19 protein-coding genes are annotated in these 17,615 nt (G+C 57.1%); 6 read left to right on the forward strand and 13 right to left on the reverse strand.

Annotated features, from left to right (window positions below; translation table 11 throughout):
- Positions 1-86: 86 nt before the first annotated feature.
- A complete protein-coding gene (locus EP166_RS11295) occupies positions 87-323 on the forward strand; it encodes a DUF2789 family protein (RefSeq protein WP_164743910.1) in 237 nt (78 codons plus the stop codon).
- Positions 259-603 (forward strand): GNAT family N-acetyltransferase, encoded by a 345-nt coding sequence (locus EP166_RS11300; protein WP_342775621.1) that lies wholly within the window; start codon positions 259-261, stop codon positions 601-603. Before EP166_RS11295 ends, EP166_RS11300 begins: the two co-directional genes overlap by 65 nt.
- 3 nt (positions 604-606) lie before the next feature.
- Here the strand turns inward: EP166_RS11300 and EP166_RS11305 are convergent, their stop codons facing one another.
- The 5 genes from EP166_RS11305 to EP166_RS11325 all read right to left on the reverse strand — a co-directional run bounded on the left by EP166_RS11305 (position 607) and on the right by EP166_RS11325 (position 5,200).
- The gene (locus tag EP166_RS11305; RefSeq protein WP_127556989.1) at positions 607-1,446 is read right to left on the reverse strand and encodes a class III extradiol dioxygenase family protein; all 840 of its coding nucleotides are present in this window, start codon (positions 1,444-1,446) and stop codon (positions 607-609) included.
- Between the two features lie 2 nt (positions 1,447-1,448).
- Entirely contained in the window at positions 1,449-1,793 is a 345-nt protein-coding gene (locus EP166_RS11310) for a protocatechuate 4,5-dioxygenase subunit alpha (RefSeq protein WP_127556991.1), read from the reverse strand.
- 358 nt (positions 1,794-2,151) lie between these two features.
- Complete coding sequence (locus EP166_RS11315) at positions 2,152-2,871, reverse strand: polyamine aminopropyltransferase (RefSeq protein WP_127556993.1); 720 nt, start codon at positions 2,869-2,871, stop codon at positions 2,152-2,154.
- A gap of 68 nt (positions 2,872-2,939) precedes the next feature.
- Complete coding sequence (locus EP166_RS11320; RefSeq protein ID WP_127556995.1) at positions 2,940-3,914, reverse strand: PDR/VanB family oxidoreductase; 975 nt, start codon at positions 3,912-3,914, stop codon at positions 2,940-2,942.
- 233 nt (positions 3,915-4,147) lie between these two features.
- The gene (locus EP166_RS11325; RefSeq protein WP_127556997.1) at positions 4,148-5,200 is read right to left on the reverse strand and encodes an aromatic ring-hydroxylating dioxygenase subunit alpha; all 1,053 of its coding nucleotides are present in this window, start codon (positions 5,198-5,200) and stop codon (positions 4,148-4,150) included.
- Between the two features lie 158 nt (positions 5,201-5,358).
- Between EP166_RS11325 and EP166_RS11330 the strand changes: the two genes are divergently transcribed.
- Positions 5,359-6,129, forward strand: a complete 771-nt coding sequence (locus EP166_RS11330; RefSeq protein WP_246026274.1) for a GntR family transcriptional regulator — start codon at positions 5,359-5,361, stop codon at positions 6,127-6,129.
- Between the two features lie 77 nt (positions 6,130-6,206).
- On the opposite strand, the gene EP166_RS11335 is transcribed toward EP166_RS11330, so the two are convergent.
- A complete protein-coding gene (locus EP166_RS11335) occupies positions 6,207-7,079 on the reverse strand; it encodes a LysR family transcriptional regulator (RefSeq protein WP_127556999.1) in 873 nt (290 codons plus the stop codon).
- 278 nt (positions 7,080-7,357) lie between these two features.
- Here EP166_RS11335 and EP166_RS11340 point away from each other — a divergent pair, with 278 nt between their 5' ends.
- The 3 genes from EP166_RS11340 to EP166_RS11350 all read left to right on the forward strand — a co-directional run bounded on the left by EP166_RS11340 (position 7,358) and on the right by EP166_RS11350 (position 10,904).
- Positions 7,358-8,533 carry an acyl-CoA dehydrogenase gene (locus EP166_RS11340; RefSeq protein ID WP_127557001.1) on the forward strand — a complete coding sequence of 392 codons (1,176 nt, stop codon included), beginning with the start codon at positions 7,358-7,360 and terminating at the stop codon, positions 8,531-8,533.
- The gene (locus tag EP166_RS11345; protein ID WP_127557003.1) at positions 8,533-9,753 is read left to right on the forward strand and encodes a CaiB/BaiF CoA transferase family protein; all 1,221 of its coding nucleotides are present in this window, start codon (positions 8,533-8,535) and stop codon (positions 9,751-9,753) included. Before EP166_RS11340 ends, EP166_RS11345 begins: the two co-directional genes overlap by 1 nt.
- Before the next feature lie 308 nt (positions 9,754-10,061).
- Positions 10,062-10,904 (forward strand): substrate-binding periplasmic protein, encoded by an 843-nt coding sequence (locus EP166_RS11350; RefSeq protein ID WP_127557007.1) that lies wholly within the window; start codon positions 10,062-10,064, stop codon positions 10,902-10,904.
- Positions 10,905-10,917: 13 nt separating this feature from the next.
- On the opposite strand, the gene nadC is transcribed toward EP166_RS11350, so the two are convergent.
- From nadC to tssC, 7 genes are all read right to left on the reverse strand, one after another.
- Entirely contained in the window at positions 10,918-11,772 is an 855-nt protein-coding gene (gene nadC, locus EP166_RS11355) for a carboxylating nicotinate-nucleotide diphosphorylase (protein ID WP_127557009.1), read from the reverse strand.
- Positions 11,773-11,935: 163 nt separating this feature from the next.
- Entirely contained in the window at positions 11,936-12,130 is a 195-nt protein-coding gene (locus tag EP166_RS11360; RefSeq protein ID WP_127557011.1) for a hypothetical protein, read from the reverse strand.
- A 145-nt stretch (positions 12,131-12,275) separates the two neighbouring features.
- Positions 12,276-13,265 carry a type VI secretion system baseplate subunit TssG gene (tssG, locus tag EP166_RS11365; protein WP_127557013.1) on the reverse strand — a complete coding sequence of 330 codons (990 nt, stop codon included), beginning with the start codon at positions 13,263-13,265 and terminating at the stop codon, positions 12,276-12,278.
- The gene (gene tssF / locus EP166_RS11370; RefSeq protein ID WP_127557015.1) at positions 13,229-14,953 is read right to left on the reverse strand and encodes a type VI secretion system baseplate subunit TssF; all 1,725 of its coding nucleotides are present in this window, start codon (positions 14,951-14,953) and stop codon (positions 13,229-13,231) included. The genes tssG and tssF overlap by 37 nt, the downstream gene beginning before the upstream one ends.
- Before the next feature lie 3 nt (positions 14,954-14,956).
- Positions 14,957-15,376 carry a type VI secretion system baseplate subunit TssE gene (tssE, locus tag EP166_RS11375; protein WP_127557017.1) on the reverse strand — a complete coding sequence of 140 codons (420 nt, stop codon included), beginning with the start codon at positions 15,374-15,376 and terminating at the stop codon, positions 14,957-14,959.
- A gap of 2 nt (positions 15,377-15,378) precedes the next feature.
- The gene (tssD, locus tag EP166_RS11380) at positions 15,379-15,861 is read right to left on the reverse strand and encodes a type VI secretion system tube protein TssD (RefSeq protein WP_127557019.1); all 483 of its coding nucleotides are present in this window, start codon (positions 15,859-15,861) and stop codon (positions 15,379-15,381) included.
- 18 nt (positions 15,862-15,879) lie between these two features.
- A complete protein-coding gene (gene tssC, locus EP166_RS11385) occupies positions 15,880-17,592 on the reverse strand; it encodes a type VI secretion system contractile sheath large subunit (protein ID WP_127557021.1) in 1,713 nt (570 codons plus the stop codon).
- Between the last annotated feature and the right edge of the window lie 23 nt (positions 17,593-17,615).

The raw sequence follows: 17,615 nt of genomic DNA on the forward strand, positions 1-17,615 counted from the left end.
CAGCGGTTTGGCGCCCGGCAATGGTAGTGTCATATGAAACAGCTATGCTTAGAGCTCACGCTAACTGCACGTGGGGGGTACATCGTATGCTGACACCCTTACCGGATATGACCACGCTGTTCGATCAGCTCGGGCTCGATAGCAGCCAGGACGCCATAGAAGCCTTCTTCCGGCATCATCATCTCGGGCAGAATGAGGATGTCTCTGAAGCGGACTTTCTAAGCTTCGAACAACGTCTGACGCTGACCCGGATGCGCGATGACGACGCCGAATGGGCTGAGCTGGTCGATACCATGGAATCCCTGCTGCACAAGAATTCGTAAGCCTTTTTCGCAGGAGCACGCTATGCCTGATGTTCAGCATCAGCCCGAACACCATCGTTTTGTGATCGAGATGGATGGCGAAACCTCGTCTTTGACCTATCACCATCCGCAGGGATCCAGCCAGGTCGATTTTGACCACACCTTTGTTCCGCCCGCCCTGCGCCACCATGGGCTGGCCCGGCAGCTGGTGGATGCCGGGCTTGCGTGGGCACGGGAGCAGGGCTACGACATCAACGCCTCCTGCAGCTATGTGGATGCGGTCATAAAGCGCGGAGGCTGACCGTCAGGTCGGCTCCAGCAGCATCAGCCCGGCGCCAGTGTTGGAGACCGGAATGTGGTAGTTCTGGTGCAACAGGTTCACCTCACCTTCCAGCGCTCCCCGCATCGCCAGCCACATGGCCAGCTCAACGCCCTGGGCACCGGCGGTTTCGGTCAGGTCGGCGTTGGAATATCCCAGCAGTGCCTCGGGGTTGGTCACCAGTTTGTCCATGCAATACAAGTCAAACGCCTTGTTGATGAAGCCAGCGCGGGCACCATCGAGCTGGTGTGAGAGACCACCGGTACCCAGCACAACCACCGTCTCATCGCTGTCCCACGACTGAATCGCCCGGCCGATCGACTGACCCAGTTTGTAAGATCGGGAAGGCTTGGGCATGGGGTGGCGTTCGCAATTGATGGCAACGGGAATGACCTTGATCTTGCGGTATTCCTCGTTCGGCCACAGCAGCGTCATCGGCACGGTAAGGCCATGATCAACCCGCAATTCCTGGCAGACGGTCACGTCGAATTCGTCTTCTATCAGGTTATTGATGATGTGCCAGGCAAGTTCGGTTTCACCAGTGATGGGGGCGATCGGCTGAATGCCCCAGCCTTCGTCAGCATTGGTGTATTCCGGTGCCGCACCAATGGCAAAGGTCGGCTTCTTGTCGAGAAAGAACGACAAACCATGATCGTTGTAGAACACCACGGCGATATCCGGTTGCTGCTCATTCAGCCAGTTCCGAACCGGCGGATAGGCATCGAAAAAGTCTTTCCAGTAGGGCGTTTGTTCCAGCCCCTGGTCCATGGCTTTGCCAATGGCCGGGATGTGCGACGTGCCGACGGCACCGATGATCTTAGCCATAGTCAGTCTCCCGCCCGTACCAGTTTTTCTTTGAATGCTTCTGTGCTCATGCCGGTCTGCAAACCACCGACGTCCTGAACCGACAAGCCCAGTAAGCCGGCAAACTTGGCAAGGTAATAAATGCTGCCGCCCAGTTCCAGCAGACGCAGAATATCGCGCTTGAGAATGGCTTCTTTCTGTTCGCCGGTCAGACCAAAACGGTCGCAATAAGCGGCTTCGTCCGCTTTAAAGGCTTCACGGGCACTGGCCTCGTTAAAGGAGTAACACATCTTGTTCAGGTTATAGCCCTGAGTGGCTTTGGGACCATCAAAGGTGACGGTATCCAGCGGGTTCCTGGCGGCATTCATGGGGGTATCCTCTGGCTGCCTGTATCGGTTGGCCAAAGGTAATCTTTGAGGGGCTAAAAAGACTGATCTGGATCAATGGTTTGCCGGGCTGACGCCCAGACAGTACGTTCGCATTTGAGCAACGACTCAGGAATTAACTCTGCAACGTCCCAAATTCGAGGCACGCTTCGGAGCTCGCCGTTTACTGATCGCCAAGAATCCGTCCCGGACGCCGGGTGTGCCTCCCCAGGGTCGGCGTAAACCCGTCCATGGGGCCTGGACCGCAGCATCCTTGCTGCGGACCCCCCTGGAGAGGCACACCCGGCATCCGGTACTCACTTCGTCAGGGCGAACTCCGAAACGTGAGCTCCCTGTGTGGTCATTTAACCGCCACATAAACCGTCGCAGTCGCCTCATTATTCTGAAAAGGGTTATAAAACCGAATGATATGCGACTCTACATGGCTGAAGACCGTTTCCAACACTTCCATAAAATCGGGTGCCGGCGGCTCATTGGACCAGAGCGCAAATACGCCTTCCGGACGAAGTTGCCGGGCCATGGTGGCGAGGGTATCGGGCTGGTAGAACGAGGCGTTGCCCGCATTGAGTAAAGCGCTGGGAGAGTGGTCGATATCCAGCAGAATGGCATCGAAAACACGGCCAGGCTGCTCCGGGTCGAAGCCGGTGGGCTCGCCTTTGGCGAGGTCGAAAAAGCTACCCTGAACGTAGCGGTTGCGCGGGTCGGCATTCAGGATAGCACCCAGTGGTACGTCCTCGGCCTGGTGCCATTCGATGACCGGCTCCAGCAATTCGACCACCAGCATCGAACGGACTTTTTCGTGCTTCAACGCGGCAACAGCGGTATAGCCAAGGCCAAGACCGCCGACGACAATGTCGGCTGGTCGATCATCCAATGCGGCTAACCCCAGGTCAGACAGCGCTTCTTCGGCTTTAACAAAGAGGCTGGACATCAGGAACTCTTCGCCGAGCTTTACCTCATAGATATCGTCGTCCGTGAGACCGGGAATACGCCGGCGGCGCAGAGTAATCTGGCCAATGGGGGTTGGGCGGGTGTCGATTTGTTCGAACAGGGGGCGCATGCGCAGGTGCCTCGTTTTTGCCGGGGCACCATGCTAACAGAAGTTGCGCCCCGGAGGGCGCGCAGGCGTTACAGATCCAGCACCAGCAGCGGTGACTTGGAGCGGGAACAACACACGGTCATCTGATCGTTCGCGGCATGCTCGTCGTCATCGAGATAACGGTCACGATGCTCCGGCGTACCTTCCAGCACCTTGGTCAGACAGGTACCGCAAATGCCTTGCTCACACGACGTTAGTAAATCGATGTCGTTGTCGATCAGCACATTGGCGATGGTCTCATCCGCCGGGATATCAAACTCTTCTCCCGTGCTCGCGATCCTAACCTTGAAGCTGCCATCGGCTGACGTATCAATGTCTTCGGCTACAAAGTATTCGGTGTGCAGGTGATCCACAGGCCAGCCAGCGTCTTTAAAGGTTTTCAGAGCACTGTCGGTAAACCGCTCAGGGCCGCACACATACAGATGCGTATCCGGTTCAACGTTCTTCGCCAATGCCGCCATATCTATGCGACCGGTATCCGGCTCATCGCTCAGATAGAAATGGCACTTATCGTTAAACGACCCATCTTCCAGTTCATCCAGAAACGCCATGCAGCCACGAGATTTGGCGGCATAGTGAAATTCGAATTCCTGACCATCGCGGTCAAGTTGCTGGGCCATGGAATATATCGGTGTGATGCCAATGCCACCGGCCAACAACAAGGATTTTTTGGCGGCCGGGCGCAATTCAAAATGATTGCGCGGCGCACTGATTTGCAGCAGATCACCTTCATTCAGCGCATCGTGCACAGCCGTAGAACCACCACGCGATTCCGGCTCTCGCAACACGCCCAACTGATACCGCTTATTATCCCAGGGCGCGTTGCTCAGCGAATACTGCCGAATGGTATCCGGCGCGACCTGCACATCAATGTGGCTACCCGCCGTAAAGGGAGGCAACTCACGACCGTGTGGGTCGACCAGTTCCAGCCGCACAATGCCATCGGCTTCGGCGACTTTCTTGTTGACCTTGACGATCATCGACAGGGTGGTTTTTTTGCTCATACCAACTCCGGTAAACAGATGACCCAGCTGAAATGTCCAGGCACTGCTTGATTAGCTCAGGTTTCGGGGTTCATGAGGTAGCCACAGTCCGCGTCGGGTGCCGGTGGTGCTTCTGTGGGGAAGTCCGCAGCAGGGATGCTGCGGCCCAGGCTCCAAGGACGGATTCACGCCGACCCCACAGAAGCACCACCGGTAGCCGACGCTCACTCCTGGCGAACGCCGAACCCAGAGGATTAGGACGCCGATGCTTCCTGCTTAAGGATCTTGTCGATCATGCGGCGCGCCAGTACACCACCGCCGTCGATGTTCAGTTTCAGCAACTGACGGTCAGGGTTGTCGATCAGATTGCGTTGCTGGGCTTCCAGCATTTCCAGATCTTCCGAGAAAATCTGGCCCTGACCTTCGCGAATGGTCTTGGTCAGTTCCTGATCGTGCGGCTTGAAGTTACGGGCCATGCCCCAGTAGTACCAGATCGAGGTTTCGGTTTCCGGGGTAATGAAATCGACCACGACGCTCGACGCCTTTTGATCGGCCGGGGCATCGAATCCGCCCTGGCCGGCAATGGCCACTCCGACGTTGATCATAATGTGGCTGGGCGGTGTGAACCGGCTGATCTGCCAGCGGTCGACATCGGCCGTCGGTTCAAGGTCGTTGAACTTCAGGGCGTTTTGCCAGAAAGGCGGTGCCTTGATGCTTTCCATGGTGCGCTTGGTGACCACGGTATCGCCGTCTTTGAAGGAATCGGGCGCTTCGTCCTCGATCTCGGGCTGACCAATGCTGGACGCGTGCACATAGGTTTCGTGGGTCAGGTCCATCAGGTTATCGACCATCAACTTGTAGTTGCAGTTGATGTGATAAACGCCGCCGCCGTAAGCCCATTCCGGGTCATCAAAAAAGTCGAACTTGGGAATCAGATCGGTATCGGCTTTTTCGGCATCGCCCGGCCATACCCAGATAAACCCATAACGCTCTTCAACCGGGTAAGCGGTAATGCCCGGAAACGCATTGACCCGCTGGCCCGGCATCGACTTACAGTTGCCATCACAGTTCATCACCATGCCGTGGTAACCGCACACCAGGTCGCCTTCATCGTTTACATAACCCAACGACAAGGGCGCACCGCGGTGCGGGCAGAAGTCGGCCAGGGCAACGATTTTCTCGTTTTGAGTGCGGTAAAACACCATTCGCTGGCCACAAATCTGGCGGCCCTGTGGCTTGTCGGTTATTTCATCGGACGAAAAGGCAACGTACCAGGTATTGGTCGGCCAGGAGGCTTGCACGGTCATGGCGGTTCTCCACTGCATCGGGTCGTGTGGTTGGGTCGGTCGACTCGCTTGTTTTTATCCGTCGACATCAGTTATGGATCCAAAAATAGGTTTCACGCCCTCACTTGTCAATAAAAATATCAGTTTTGGATCCAGTGTGGTCGATTTTTGGATCCAGGATGTACCTGAAAGGCTTGCGCAAGGCCCCCATTGAGCCGAGAATGCCCAGCACGAATGACTCACTGGATCCCGTTTTCATCATGACCCAGATCAGCCACACCGCCATTACCGCCCTGCGCAAACACATCCGCGATGGTCGCTACCAACCGGGTGAAAAGCTGCGTGAAGTGCAGGTCGCCGAGCTGCTGGGCGTCTCACGTACACCGGTCAGACTCGCCTTTCGTACCCTGGAGCAGGAAGGCTTGCTGGAACGCACCGGCAAGCAAGGCTATGTCGTACGTGAAGTGTCGGCCGACGACGTTTTGTGCGGTGTTGAGATACGTGGCGTACTGGAAGGGCTGGCCGCGCGCAGACTGGCCGAGAGGGGTTTATCGGCAGAACTGAAAGACCAACTGGAACGATGCGTTCAGGAAGGCGATGAGCTGATCAATCAGCCTCAGCTAAGCCAGGAAGACATTGAACGCTGGGGCGACATCAACGCCCGCTTTCACGCCCTGATCGTCAACAACGCCGGCAGCCGCGCCATCAGCGACGCCATCACCCGCAACAACCACCTGCCGTTTGCCTCGTCGGACTCCATCACCATCGACACCGATCACCTGGCCCAGGAGCAACGCAAACTCCAGGTCGCGCAACTGCAACACCAGCTCGTAGTGCAAGCCCTGGTCATGGGCGAAAGCACCCGGGCAGAAATGCTGATGCGCGAACACGCCTACATCGGCCTGCGCTATGGCCCGCTGTTTGGGGTTCCGGAAGGAATGGCGTTGTGAGCTGCTAGCTGAGAGCTGAGAGCTGAGAGCTACGAGCTGTTAGCTAAAAAACTCGCAGCTCGTAGCTCGCAGCTCCCTCACTTCTCAAAAAAGCTTAAGAACGCCTGGCTGGCCTTCGACAGATAGTGATTCTTCTTCCAGCCCCAGGCCAGCTCCAGGGGTATCGGCGGATCGAAGGGCCGGGTGCAGAGCAGCGGCTCGTTCTCGACAATCATCGACAAACAGGTCGCCAGCCCCATCTCGTTTTTGACCAGATTCATCAGCAAATCGACCAGGTTGGTCTCAAACTGCACGTTCAAACCGAGCCCCCGGGCGCGGGCACGTTGCTCAACAGAATCGCGCAAATAGTAACCACTGCGGAACATCACCGTCGGTTGCTGGCAGAACGCCTCAATGCTGACGCACTCCTGCTCGGCCAGGTGATGGTGTCTGGGCATGCAAGCAACCACCTGCTCGGATAACTGCGAGGCATAGCGAATCTGTTCATGTGGTTTTTCCGAGCGAATCAGCGCCAGATCCAGTTCGCCGTTAATCACCAACTGCTCCAGGGTATCAGTACCCGCTTCATACAATCGAAGGCGAATGCCCGGATAGGCTTTTTTGAACGCCAGCAAGTAGGGCGGAAGAAAGTACGTCGACAGCATCGCCGACGCACCCAACTTCACCTCACCCTGCTCCAGCCCCTGCAACTCGTTCAGCTCCCGGGTCGCATCGGTCAGGCTTTCCAGAATACGCCTGGCGTGAGTGAGCAATACCTCACCGTCCGACGTCAGCGTCATGCGCCGGTCGGCCCGGTTAATCAGCTTCAGCCCGGTCTCTTCCTCCAGCTTCTTGATCGCGATACTCAACGCCGGCTGAGCAATCCCCAACCGCCGGGCCGACCGGGAAAAACTGCCGGTAATGGCAATATCATTGAAATACCGCAACCGGCTGATGCTGTCTAACCGCATAAACTTACCTCTAGCTCACAGCTATATCTAAAATATATAGAAAATATAAAAACAATATAATACGGATATTCGAGAACTTGAGCTATCTTTAACCCCACTTAAAACTCCCGGTCTGGAGTTGGCAATAAGCTAAGTGTCAGGTGCCGGGTGTGCCTAACCGGGGGAGTCCGCAGCATGGATGCTGCGGCCTAGGCTCCATGGACGGATCTACGCCGACCCCGGTTAGGCGCACCCGGCGGCTGACACGGACTCCAGACACCAAAACAAGAGGCACCCTCATGGCTACCGCACATTTTGACTGGAAAGACCCCTTTGCACTGGCTGCTCAACTGAACGACGACGAGCGCATGATTCTTGATACCGCCAACGCCTACTGTCAGGACAAACTGGCCAGCCGCGTGCAAATGGCCAACCGCAACGAAAGCTTCGACCCGGCTATCATGCTGGAACTCGGTGAGCTGGGCATGCTGGGGGTGACGCTGCCGGAAGAATACGGCTGCGTGAATGCGAGCCACGTCGCCTATGGTTTGATCGCCCGTGAAGTTGAGCGGGTCGACAGCGGCTACCGCTCCGCCATGAGTGTGCAGTCCTCCCTGGTCATGCACCCTATCTACGCCTACGGCAGCGAAGAACAGCGTAAGAAATACCTGCCCAAACTGGCCACCGGCGAACTGATCGGCTGCTTCGGCCTGACCGAACCCGATGCCGGCTCCGACCCCGGCAGCATGCAGAGCAAGGCCGTCAAAACCAACAATGGCTACGTTCTCAACGGCGCCAAAATGTGGATCACCAACTCACCCATCGCCGACGTGTTCGTCGTTTGGGCCAAGCTCGACGGTGAAATCCGCGGTTTCATACTCGAACGCGATATGAAAGGCCTGAGCGCCCCCAAAATTGAAGGCAAATTCAGCCTGCGTGCCTCGATCACCGGCGAGATCGTGATGGAAGACGTCTACGTGCCCGAAGCCAACATTCTGCCCAACGTCAAAGGCCTCAAAGGGCCGTTCGGGTGTCTCAACAAAGCCCGCTACGGCATCGCCTGGGGCGCGATGGGTGCCGCGGAAGCGTGCTGGCTGGCGGCACACAACTACGTGATGGACCGGGTTCAGTTCAACCGGCCACTGGCGGCTAACCAGCTGATCCAGAAAAAACTGGCCGACATGCAAACCGAAATCAGCCTCGGCCTGCAAGGCTGCCTGCGCATGGGTAAACTGATGGATAACGACGCCTGCCCGGTCGAACTGATTTCCTTGATGAAACGCAACAACGCCGGCAAAGCCCTCGACATCGCCCGGGTCGCCCGCGACATGCACGGCGGCAACGGCATCAGCGACGAATACGGCGTGATTCGCCACGTCATGAACCTCGAAGCCGTTAACACCTACGAAGGCACGCACGACATCCACGCCCTGATTCTCGGCCGTGCCCAAACCGGCATTCAGGCGTTCGGCTAATGAGCGACACAGCAGTAAAAGGCGCCCTGAGCGGCATCCGGGTCATCGACCTGAGCCGCATTCTGGCCGGCCCCTGGGCCACCCAGATGCTGGCCGACTTCGGCGCCGAGGTGATTAAAATAGAGCGGCCCGGCCAGGGTGACGACACCCGGGGCTGGGGTCCGCCGTTTCTGGGTGAGGGCGAGCACCGCGTCGCCGCTTATTTTCACAGTGCCAACCGGGGCAAAGCGTCCATTGCCGTCGACTTCACCAAGCCGGAAGGCCAGCAACTGTTGCGCGACCTGATTCGCGACGCCGACGTACTGGTCGAAAACTACAAGGTCGACGGCCTGAAAAAATACGGGCTCGACTACGACAGCCTGAAAGCGATCAACCCGCGCCTGGTGTATTGCTCGATCACTGGCTTTGGCCAGACCGGGCCTTACAAGCACCGCGCCGGCTACGACTTCATGATACAGGGCATGAGCGGGCTGATGAGTGTCACCGGCGAACCCGATGGCACCCCGATGAAAGCCGGCGTGGCCTTGTCCGACATTTTAACCGGCCTCTACGCCGCCAACGCCATTCAGGCCGCCCTGCACTTTCGCACCAGCACCGGCCTGGGGCAGCACATCGACCTTTCACTGCTTGATGTTCAGGTCGCGGCCATGGCCAACCAGGCGATGAACTACCTGGCCACCGGCAACTCACCGGGGCGCCTGGGCAACGCCCACCCCAACATCGTGCCCTACCAGGCGTTCGCAACAGCAGACGATTACCTCATTCTCGCTGTCGGCAACGATGGTCAATTCCAGCGGTTCTGCGACGTCGCCGGCCGACCCGACCTGGCCACCGATGAACGCTTTGCCACCAACCAGGCGCGCGTAGCCAACCGTGAAACACTATTACCGGTAGTCATCGAGCTGATGAAAACCCAGTCTCGTGACTGGTGGCTGGGTCATCTGGAAGACGTCTCCGTACCCTGTGGCCCAATTAACACCCTGGAGCAAGTATTCGCCGACCCTCAGGTTCAAAGCCGTGAGCTGCAGCGGGAGCTGGACCAGACAGAACTGGGTAAAGTGCCCTCAGTCGCCAACCCCATCCGATTCAGCGAATCCGCGGTTCAGTACGACAAAGCGCCGCCGTCACTGGGTGCCGATACCGACCGGGTTCTAATGGGCCTGCTGAATTGCGATGCAGAGCAATTGGCGCTTTGGCGTGAGCAAGGGATCGTTGGATAAATCTGATCGACAACATCATGAGGTGGAGTTCAAGTTTCGGAGTTTAATCCGTGGTTGCAGCCCGCGGCGGCTAACCGTTATGCCTCTGTGGGGTCGGCGTGAATCCGTCCATGGAGCCTAGGCCGCAGCATCCCTGCTGCGGACTACCCCACAGAGGCATAACGGTCATCCTCCGCTCAATACCTACATAGTCCGAAACTTGAACTCCACCTCATGACGCGCGCCCGGCCCCTTTGACAACCCCAGCCGATCAACTAATCTGCGGTAAGACTTGCCGTTGTAGGGTGACCCGGATGGTGCGAACTCTGGTGATGTTATGGTTAGTGACCATCGTGACCTGTGTCCGGGCCGAACTCACTGTGGTTTACCCCGCCAGCGAATCTGAACTGGATCGTCGCTTTGACGACCTTACCCTCATACTGCGCACCGCCCTGGAAAAAACCGAAGCCGACTTCGGCCCCTTCGAGATGCGCGCCGCGTCGGCCCCCATGACCTCCATGCGCTACTCGCAGGAGCTGATGGCCGGTCGCACCCCGAACGTGATTTGGACCTCAACTTCCCTCGAACGCGAAACCTTCCTCCGGCCCATTCGAATTCCCCTGCGCAAAGGCTTGTTGTCGTATCGCATCGCACTGACCCGGGCCGAAAGTCAGCCCAAAATTGACCAGGTAAAAGACGTGGAAGACCTCGCACAGCTGTCACTGGCGCAGGGCATTGGGTGGGGAGACATACTGGTATTTGAAGCCAACGGATTGCGGGTATCGACCAGCGAATACGAGAGCCTGTTTCGCATGATCGATGCTGGCCGGGTAGACCTGTTTCCGCGCGGTATCGGCGAGGTGTTCGAAGAGTGGGAAGTGCGGCGGGAGGTATTGCCCAACATGACCATCGAACCCAATCTGCTCTTGTACTACCCCTGGCCCTATTACTTCTTCGTCAAGAAAGACAACGTCGCCCTGGCAGAACGACTGGAAACCGGGTTGCTGAGAATGATCGACGATGGCAGTTTTGATGCCATATTCTGGCGCTTTCACGGTGAAGCCATCGAACGCGCTCGCCTCCAGGAGCGCCGGGTCATCGAACTGACCAACCCGCTGCTGCCACCCGACACGCCGCTTGACGACAGCCGGCTCTGGTACCAGCCTTCCTGAGCGAAATACGCTGTTAATCTTCTATGAACAGGCGCATCGACAGGTCGATTGCGGTGACATCCTTTGTCAGTGTACCCATCGAAATATAATCCACCCCGGTTTCAGCAATGCCACGCAGGGTATCGGCGTTCACATTACCCGAGGCTTCCAGACGAGCCCGGCCGGCCGTGGTTGCCACCGCTGTGCGGGTATCCTCAAGACTGAAATTATCGAGCATGATGACATCCGCCCCGGCCTCCAGCGCTTCGGCCAGTTCAGACAGTTTTTCGGTTTCCACCTCAACCGCCCTGCCCGGGGCCAGGTCACGCGCCGCTGCAACCGCTGCACTGATGCCGCCGCAGGCCAGGATGTGGTTTTCCTTGATCAGAAAGGCATCGTACAGGCCCATGCGATGGCTTTGGCCACCGCCGCACGTCACCGCATATTTCTGCGCCAGGCGCAGCCCGGGCAGTGTCTTGCGGGTATCGAGCAGGTTTACGCCGGTGCCTTCGAGCATGGCCACGAAATGCGCCGCGCGCGTCGCTGTGGCCGACAACAACTGCAGGAAATTCAGAGCCGCTCGTTCACCGGTAAGCAGCGACCGGGCTTTGCCGTTGATCTCTACCAGGGTGTCATTGGCCGCTACCCGGTCGCCATCCCGAACATGCCATTCCAGCCTGACGTTGGGATCCAACTGATGAAACACCTCATTCACCCAGTCGACACCGCAGATGACGGCCGTCTCACGAGTAATCACCCGCGCATGGGCTTCGCTGTGCTCAGCAATCAAAGCGGCATTGATGTCTCCGCTGGCAACGTCTTCGGCAAGTGAAGCCGACACATTAGCCACGATAGACTGGCGCAGATCATTCAGGTCGATCGGGTACATAACACCTCGGAAATCAGCGATGCAATAAACAGGAAGGGCTTGAAGAGACGGGATTATAGGGGGTTAGGTGAGGAAATGTCATGCGCGGGCTGCACAAACAAAAAAGCACGGCCCCCAAGGGAGCACGTGCTGGAAACTAACAACGATAAAGCAAAAAAGTCGATCAGGCGCTGTGCGTGCGAGATGGAGCGCTGAACCAGGAAACCAGCGTCTCTTTGGCAGATGCCAGGCCTTTCAGGGCAGCCGAGCGCAGGTATTCGTTACGCATTCTCATCGCTTCGGCTTCGTAGTAAGCCACATCCGGGTTACCCCAGGAATCGGTTACGGCTTTGAATTCGGTCTCGTTTGAGTGTGCCATGTTTGCCTCCAGACAATGTCATGTGCGTGTGCGGTTAGGCGCTGAGGCCTTCAATGACACCTATGATAGGGGGGCTTACGGTCGGTAACAAACGATGGGTTTTCATGCCATAGATGAACTGATTTCATCTATGGTCGGCTGAGTATCAGTCCAGGGAGACGTAGAAGGGTACGACTCCGCTGTTATTAATTTGCCCGAGATAACTGGTTTGGCCCAGGTGATTCCAGTGCTCTCCCAGACTCGCGGGTTTGTCAGTCCGGCGAACCAGCAGCTCCAACTGAATAGCCAGCGGTTCGACCAGGTATTCGCGAATCAGACGATTGGTCAAGGCCCAGCGTCTGGCATCCACAAACTGTTCGCGGTACACGGCTTCGGACATAGGGCCGATGCGCACACAGATCCCACTGCTGTAATCCGTCACGCGGCTGCCCAGATGCGCATCCTGGCCGAGCACTGTGGCCTGCTGTCCCAGACGTAACCTATCCCGCTCCGGCACGGGCGCCACCAGGCGATAGTGCTCAACCACGTCAACCTCGTCGGTCTCCAGGTAGCCTTGCAACAGGGTTTTGAGGCCGGTAGCCGATTTACTGTACAGACTGAACAGCCCGCTGAAGCGCAATTTCAACTGTGCCAGTTCGTCGTCGGGTTCGTGCTCCAGCGCCGGGTTATTGCTCACACTGGCGATCAACCGCCGGTAATCCTGCAGGCGGCTTTCGATGGTGTTCTGTGTCAGGCGATTCAGACGCCAGGCGTCGAACAGTTTGGTCAGCAAGTGGTTGTTCAGAATATCAAGAAAGGCCCGTGGCCCTTCGTAGCCTTCCCATTCGTAATCGAGCAGCTCTTCGGTATAAAAATCCGGCAAGGGTGAAGAAATGCCGTAGAGCCCGGCGAGATTGGTGACCATCTCGAAGCCCTTATTGCCCGGCAACTCCAACACCTCGTGGATGTCGGTATCACCATAGCCAAGTTCGAGATTGGGCCTTACCCGAATGTCGCGCTGATCAAACCGACTTCGCGTGCTTAGCGCATTCAAGCGCTGCAGCAGCCGATAGGCCTGAAAGAAATCGAAGTCCTGACTGTTGTCCAGCAGGTCCTGTTTCAGATCAGCGATCGATGTCCCGTCTGGCTGGTCCATACCAGTTCCTCTGCAGAATTCAGGTCGGTGATGGTCAGCTCAACATAGGCATTGACCGTGGCGAAATCGGTCAGTAGCCGATGCAAGACTTCGCCGAACAAATAGATATCGCCCAGGCCCGCAAACCCGGTTCCGTCGACACTCAATGCGACGTGCTGGCCACGGATAAGACTGCCACGCAACAGTCGGGTCGCCGGGGTAACGGTCATGGCCTGAATGGAATCGAGTCGTTTCAGGTTGGCATTTTCATCACTTTTTCCAGCACTGTGTTGCGGCAGGTACAGGCGCAATAGCCCCTTCAGATTTTCGAGTGTTGCCATGGGCAAATAGTTGATCGTCAGGTGAGACAACAAACTCCACAGATCATTACCGGACCGGGGCGGTACATAACCTGTTGGTGCCAGCAGGTTGGAGAATTCAACCAGCTCGGAGGTATTCTGAGTGCCCTTGCTTACATCCCCCTGTTTCAATTCACTGGCCAGGCTGCCGTTGGAACAGGTCAGCGATGCGGTCAGGGTTTCGCGCTGCGGGATGCGTTCGCTGTCCGGATAACTCAGGTTCAGGCGCGTCGCGGTGGTACCGGCATCGGCATCGAACTGGCGATTCAGCTCGTAAACGCCGCCGTTGGCCTCGCTCTTGCTCAGCAGTGACAGAGGCTGATAGGTGCTCCGGGTGGCCGTCTGACGATTGTGACCAGTCACCTTCTGCACCGAATGAATCTGATACCGTTTGTCCACATTACGCGCGGGCTGCAACAACAAATCGGCCTCGCGCTGATCCACCTGTACCGGTTCACTGTCGTGCGGGAACAGATTTACCGCCGGTACCGTAAACAGTTTCAGGCTGTCATTGCCAACCCGGGGCATCTTGCTGCGCAGATTTTTCAGGTGAAACTCGATCGTCAGGTTACCACCATCGACCATCAGCGCCTGAGCGTTGGGTGATGCCAGTCGAAAATACAGATAGTTGTACTTGTTGACATAATACTCGGTCAGCCGCTGATAGGTGGGCAGTGACTGACTGGGGCGAGAGAGCAACGGATAGCGGTCGTCGGTACCCAGCGAGTCGAGCCTGCACCCCGGCAGAGTACGTCGTTGCCCGCCCTGAACGACAGACATCGACTGCACACAGGTCTTCAACAGGTAAAACAGGGAACTGGCCTGCAGGTAATCATCGGCGGCGAGAAAGCTCAGATCACTCAGGCTGAAGCGGCGGCCATAGCCGGCGAGCATGTTGATCTCAACACTGAGCGTACCCGAGCGGTCGCCAAAGGTTTCCAGCGATACGTCCTTGATGGCCATTGGCAGTACGGTCAGGTCATAGGTTGTGGTGAAGCGACACTTGACACCCTGAACGTCACGCGAGTCGATAAACGTCCCTTTGGGCACGAGCAAGGGTTCTTTGAGAATGCTTTTCGGCTCAAACGCCATGATGGTCGTGGCCGGAATTTCTTCAATATATTGCGGTGCGACCAGGTTCAACAACGACTGTGCCAGTTGCGGAAAACCGGAATCGAGCCGTTCCTGAATACCGGCACCCAGATAGGCAACGCCTTCGAGAATTCGTTCCACATCGGGGTCGGAGCTTGCGCCGCCCAGATGCGGCGCGTAGGCCGGGTATTTTCGGGAGAACTCGACCGCCTTTTCACGCAGTGCATTCAGTTCACGCTGGTATAATTCACTGATCATTCTTCAGCCCCGCATGCTCAGGCTGATGCGTCCATCAGCTGTCAGGGAAATTGTGGCCCGCACCGGCAGTACCCGGTCACGCACCGCTACTTCACCGCGCAATTGCCAGCGCAGCGCACCCGCCTTAACCGAGTCGTCACGCTCCAGCGTGCAGCGGCGAAGCCGGGGCTCAAACAGTTGGATATTGGTTCGAATCTCTTCGCTGATCACATCCTGGGCCACATTGCCATGGCTGACGAACAGCTTTTTAACGTCAGACAGGCCCAGTTTTTCGTGAATCAGCGCCGTCCCCTGAATGGTATTAAGCAGGTTTCCAATGTCCATCAGAATGGAGTCAACCAGACCAACGTCGTCGACCTCCAGTGGCTCGCCTTCAAGGTGCTGCCATTGTTGCATCCGTTTGAGCAAACGCAGTTGACCCATAATCAGCGCTCGGCACTCCAGGCGTCTTCGTATTCAACGCCATCGACTTCGTGGCTCCAGATAATGTGGTCGTACACCAGCGAGATCTTCTCACGGTGCCCCGCCACCTGGTGCTCCGCGGTTTCGGTATCCGATACATAAAATTCGATGTTGGTGATCTGGGCATTCTTCAGACGCAGCCGGTAATACAACTCTTCCATGCCGGAGCCGTCAGTCCGATACCAGTCTATCAGCACCTCGGTCAGCAATTCACTGTCGCACAAAGCCTGGAACAGCATCGGGCTGCTGCGATCGACAATCTTGCCCAGCGTCATCGGCAAATGCACTCGCCGCCCGGTTGGAATGCCGAAGCTGTCGGACGGGATTTTAACGGTGTGCTGAAAATTCAGTATTTCGATGCTGCCTTCGCGACCGGCCAGGTCAACGTCACCCTCGATCGCGCCCTGGTTCTCTGCGGTTATTTGCATGTAGCCGGGTAATGCCATGACAATCACCTCCTGTTATCAGGTTTTTTCCAACCGACCGCTTTCACGCAAGGTGACCGGCTGACCCAGAAATTTAAAGTGCGGGGTTAGTTCCATCGAAATCATATACCACCCCGCTTTGCCTTCGACGTCCCGTATCGACAGGCTGGCGCTGCGCAACGGCCGGCGCGCCCGAACCCCGGGTGCCGGGTTATCCATATCCGACACGTACTGGCGCAGCCACTGCGTCAGTTCCTGATCGATCTGCGCCCGGGTTTTCCAGGAACCAATGTGTTCACGCTGCATCACCTTCAGGTACTGTGCAAACCGGCAGGCGATCAATATGTAGGGCAACTGACCATCCAGTTGCGCCGCCATGGTTTCCTCGGGTGTACCTTCAATGTCGTGAAAGCGGACACTGGCAGCGGAATAAAAACCCGCCTGGGATTTTCCCTTGCGCAACGTCAGTGGCACGAACCCCTGGTGCACCAGGTCGTTCTCGCGTCGGTCGGAAACCAGCACCTCCGTCGGTATTTGACCGCGCTGGGCGCCGCGACCACTGGAGACCGTCAGTTCGGGCAGAACACCATAGTCTTCGCCCACCATATTGACGAACCAGCGATAGCGGGAGAAGGCCGTCGCGATGCGTTCAGCCAGCGCAAAGGCGGCGTTGCCCCAAACCCCTTGAGTATCCTGTTTGCGGTAGGTTTCATAGAAACTGAAACCCATGCTTTTGTCTTCGGCATAGGCTTCACGCAGTAAAAAACGCGGCATGCACAATGCCATGTAGCGAGCGTCGGGTTCCTGTCGGAACGACTGCCACTTTTCGAAGCCGGGTTGCTGAAAGTGAGCATTCAGGTCGCGCATCCGGCTGAATTCCCGAAAGTCATCCAGGCCGAAAAAACGGGCACTCACCGCACCCAGATACGGCGCATGGGCAATGGCGGCTACTCTGGCGAGGTTTTGAAGCAGTTGAATGTCCGGTGCGTTGGGGTCGAACAGGTAATCGCCTACGATCAAGCTGTAGGGCTTGCCCCCGAACTGACCAAACTCACTCGAATACACCAGTTGATATAGGGGCGACTGGGTAATTTCCGGCGCGTCTTCAAAGCTTTCGCGCAGGGTTTCCTTATCCAGGTTAACCACATCGACCAGGGCGTTTTCCTGAAAGTCGATGCCGCCCACCAGATAATCGAGTGAGCGCCAGGCAGACTCCAGTCGCTGAAATTCGGGGTGGTGCAGCAGACCATTCATTTGCCGGTTCAGGCGGCTGTCCAGCTCGGCCATCCAGCGGGAGACATCGGCTGAATCGGGTGTTGTTGCTTCCCGCAGCAATCCTGCCCGATCGAGCGTGGCGCGGGTGATATCGTTCAAAGTCACAGCTTCACTGTCGAGACACAGCGAGAGGTTATCGCGTGCTTCAATCAGCGTGCTAAAGCCGGGTATGTGCGGATACAGGGATTCAGGCTCAAAATCGGACAGCGACAGAAACGACAGTGTGATGGAAATGGCCTCGCCATTACCAAGCATTTCATCTTCAATTTTCAGCGTCAGTTCCGGCTGAAAGCTGGCGAAGGCACCACTTAGGTCATTGCTGGTCAGCTGCACTTTTTCAAAGGCGTCATAAGGGTCGAGATCGGCCATCGGGTTCAGGGCCGAGAGCACCAGAATCCGGAAAGGCAATTCCTCATCCTGATCCGCACCATGGGCCCGGTACACCAGATTGATTTTTTCCGACACGCCTTCGGTCATAGCCGGTGCTCCCGATCGGTCGA

It is taken from the genome of Saccharospirillum alexandrii, from assembly GCF_004000275.1.
GTDB classification, from domain to species: Bacteria; Pseudomonadota; Gammaproteobacteria; order Pseudomonadales; family Natronospirillaceae; genus Saccharospirillum; species Saccharospirillum alexandrii.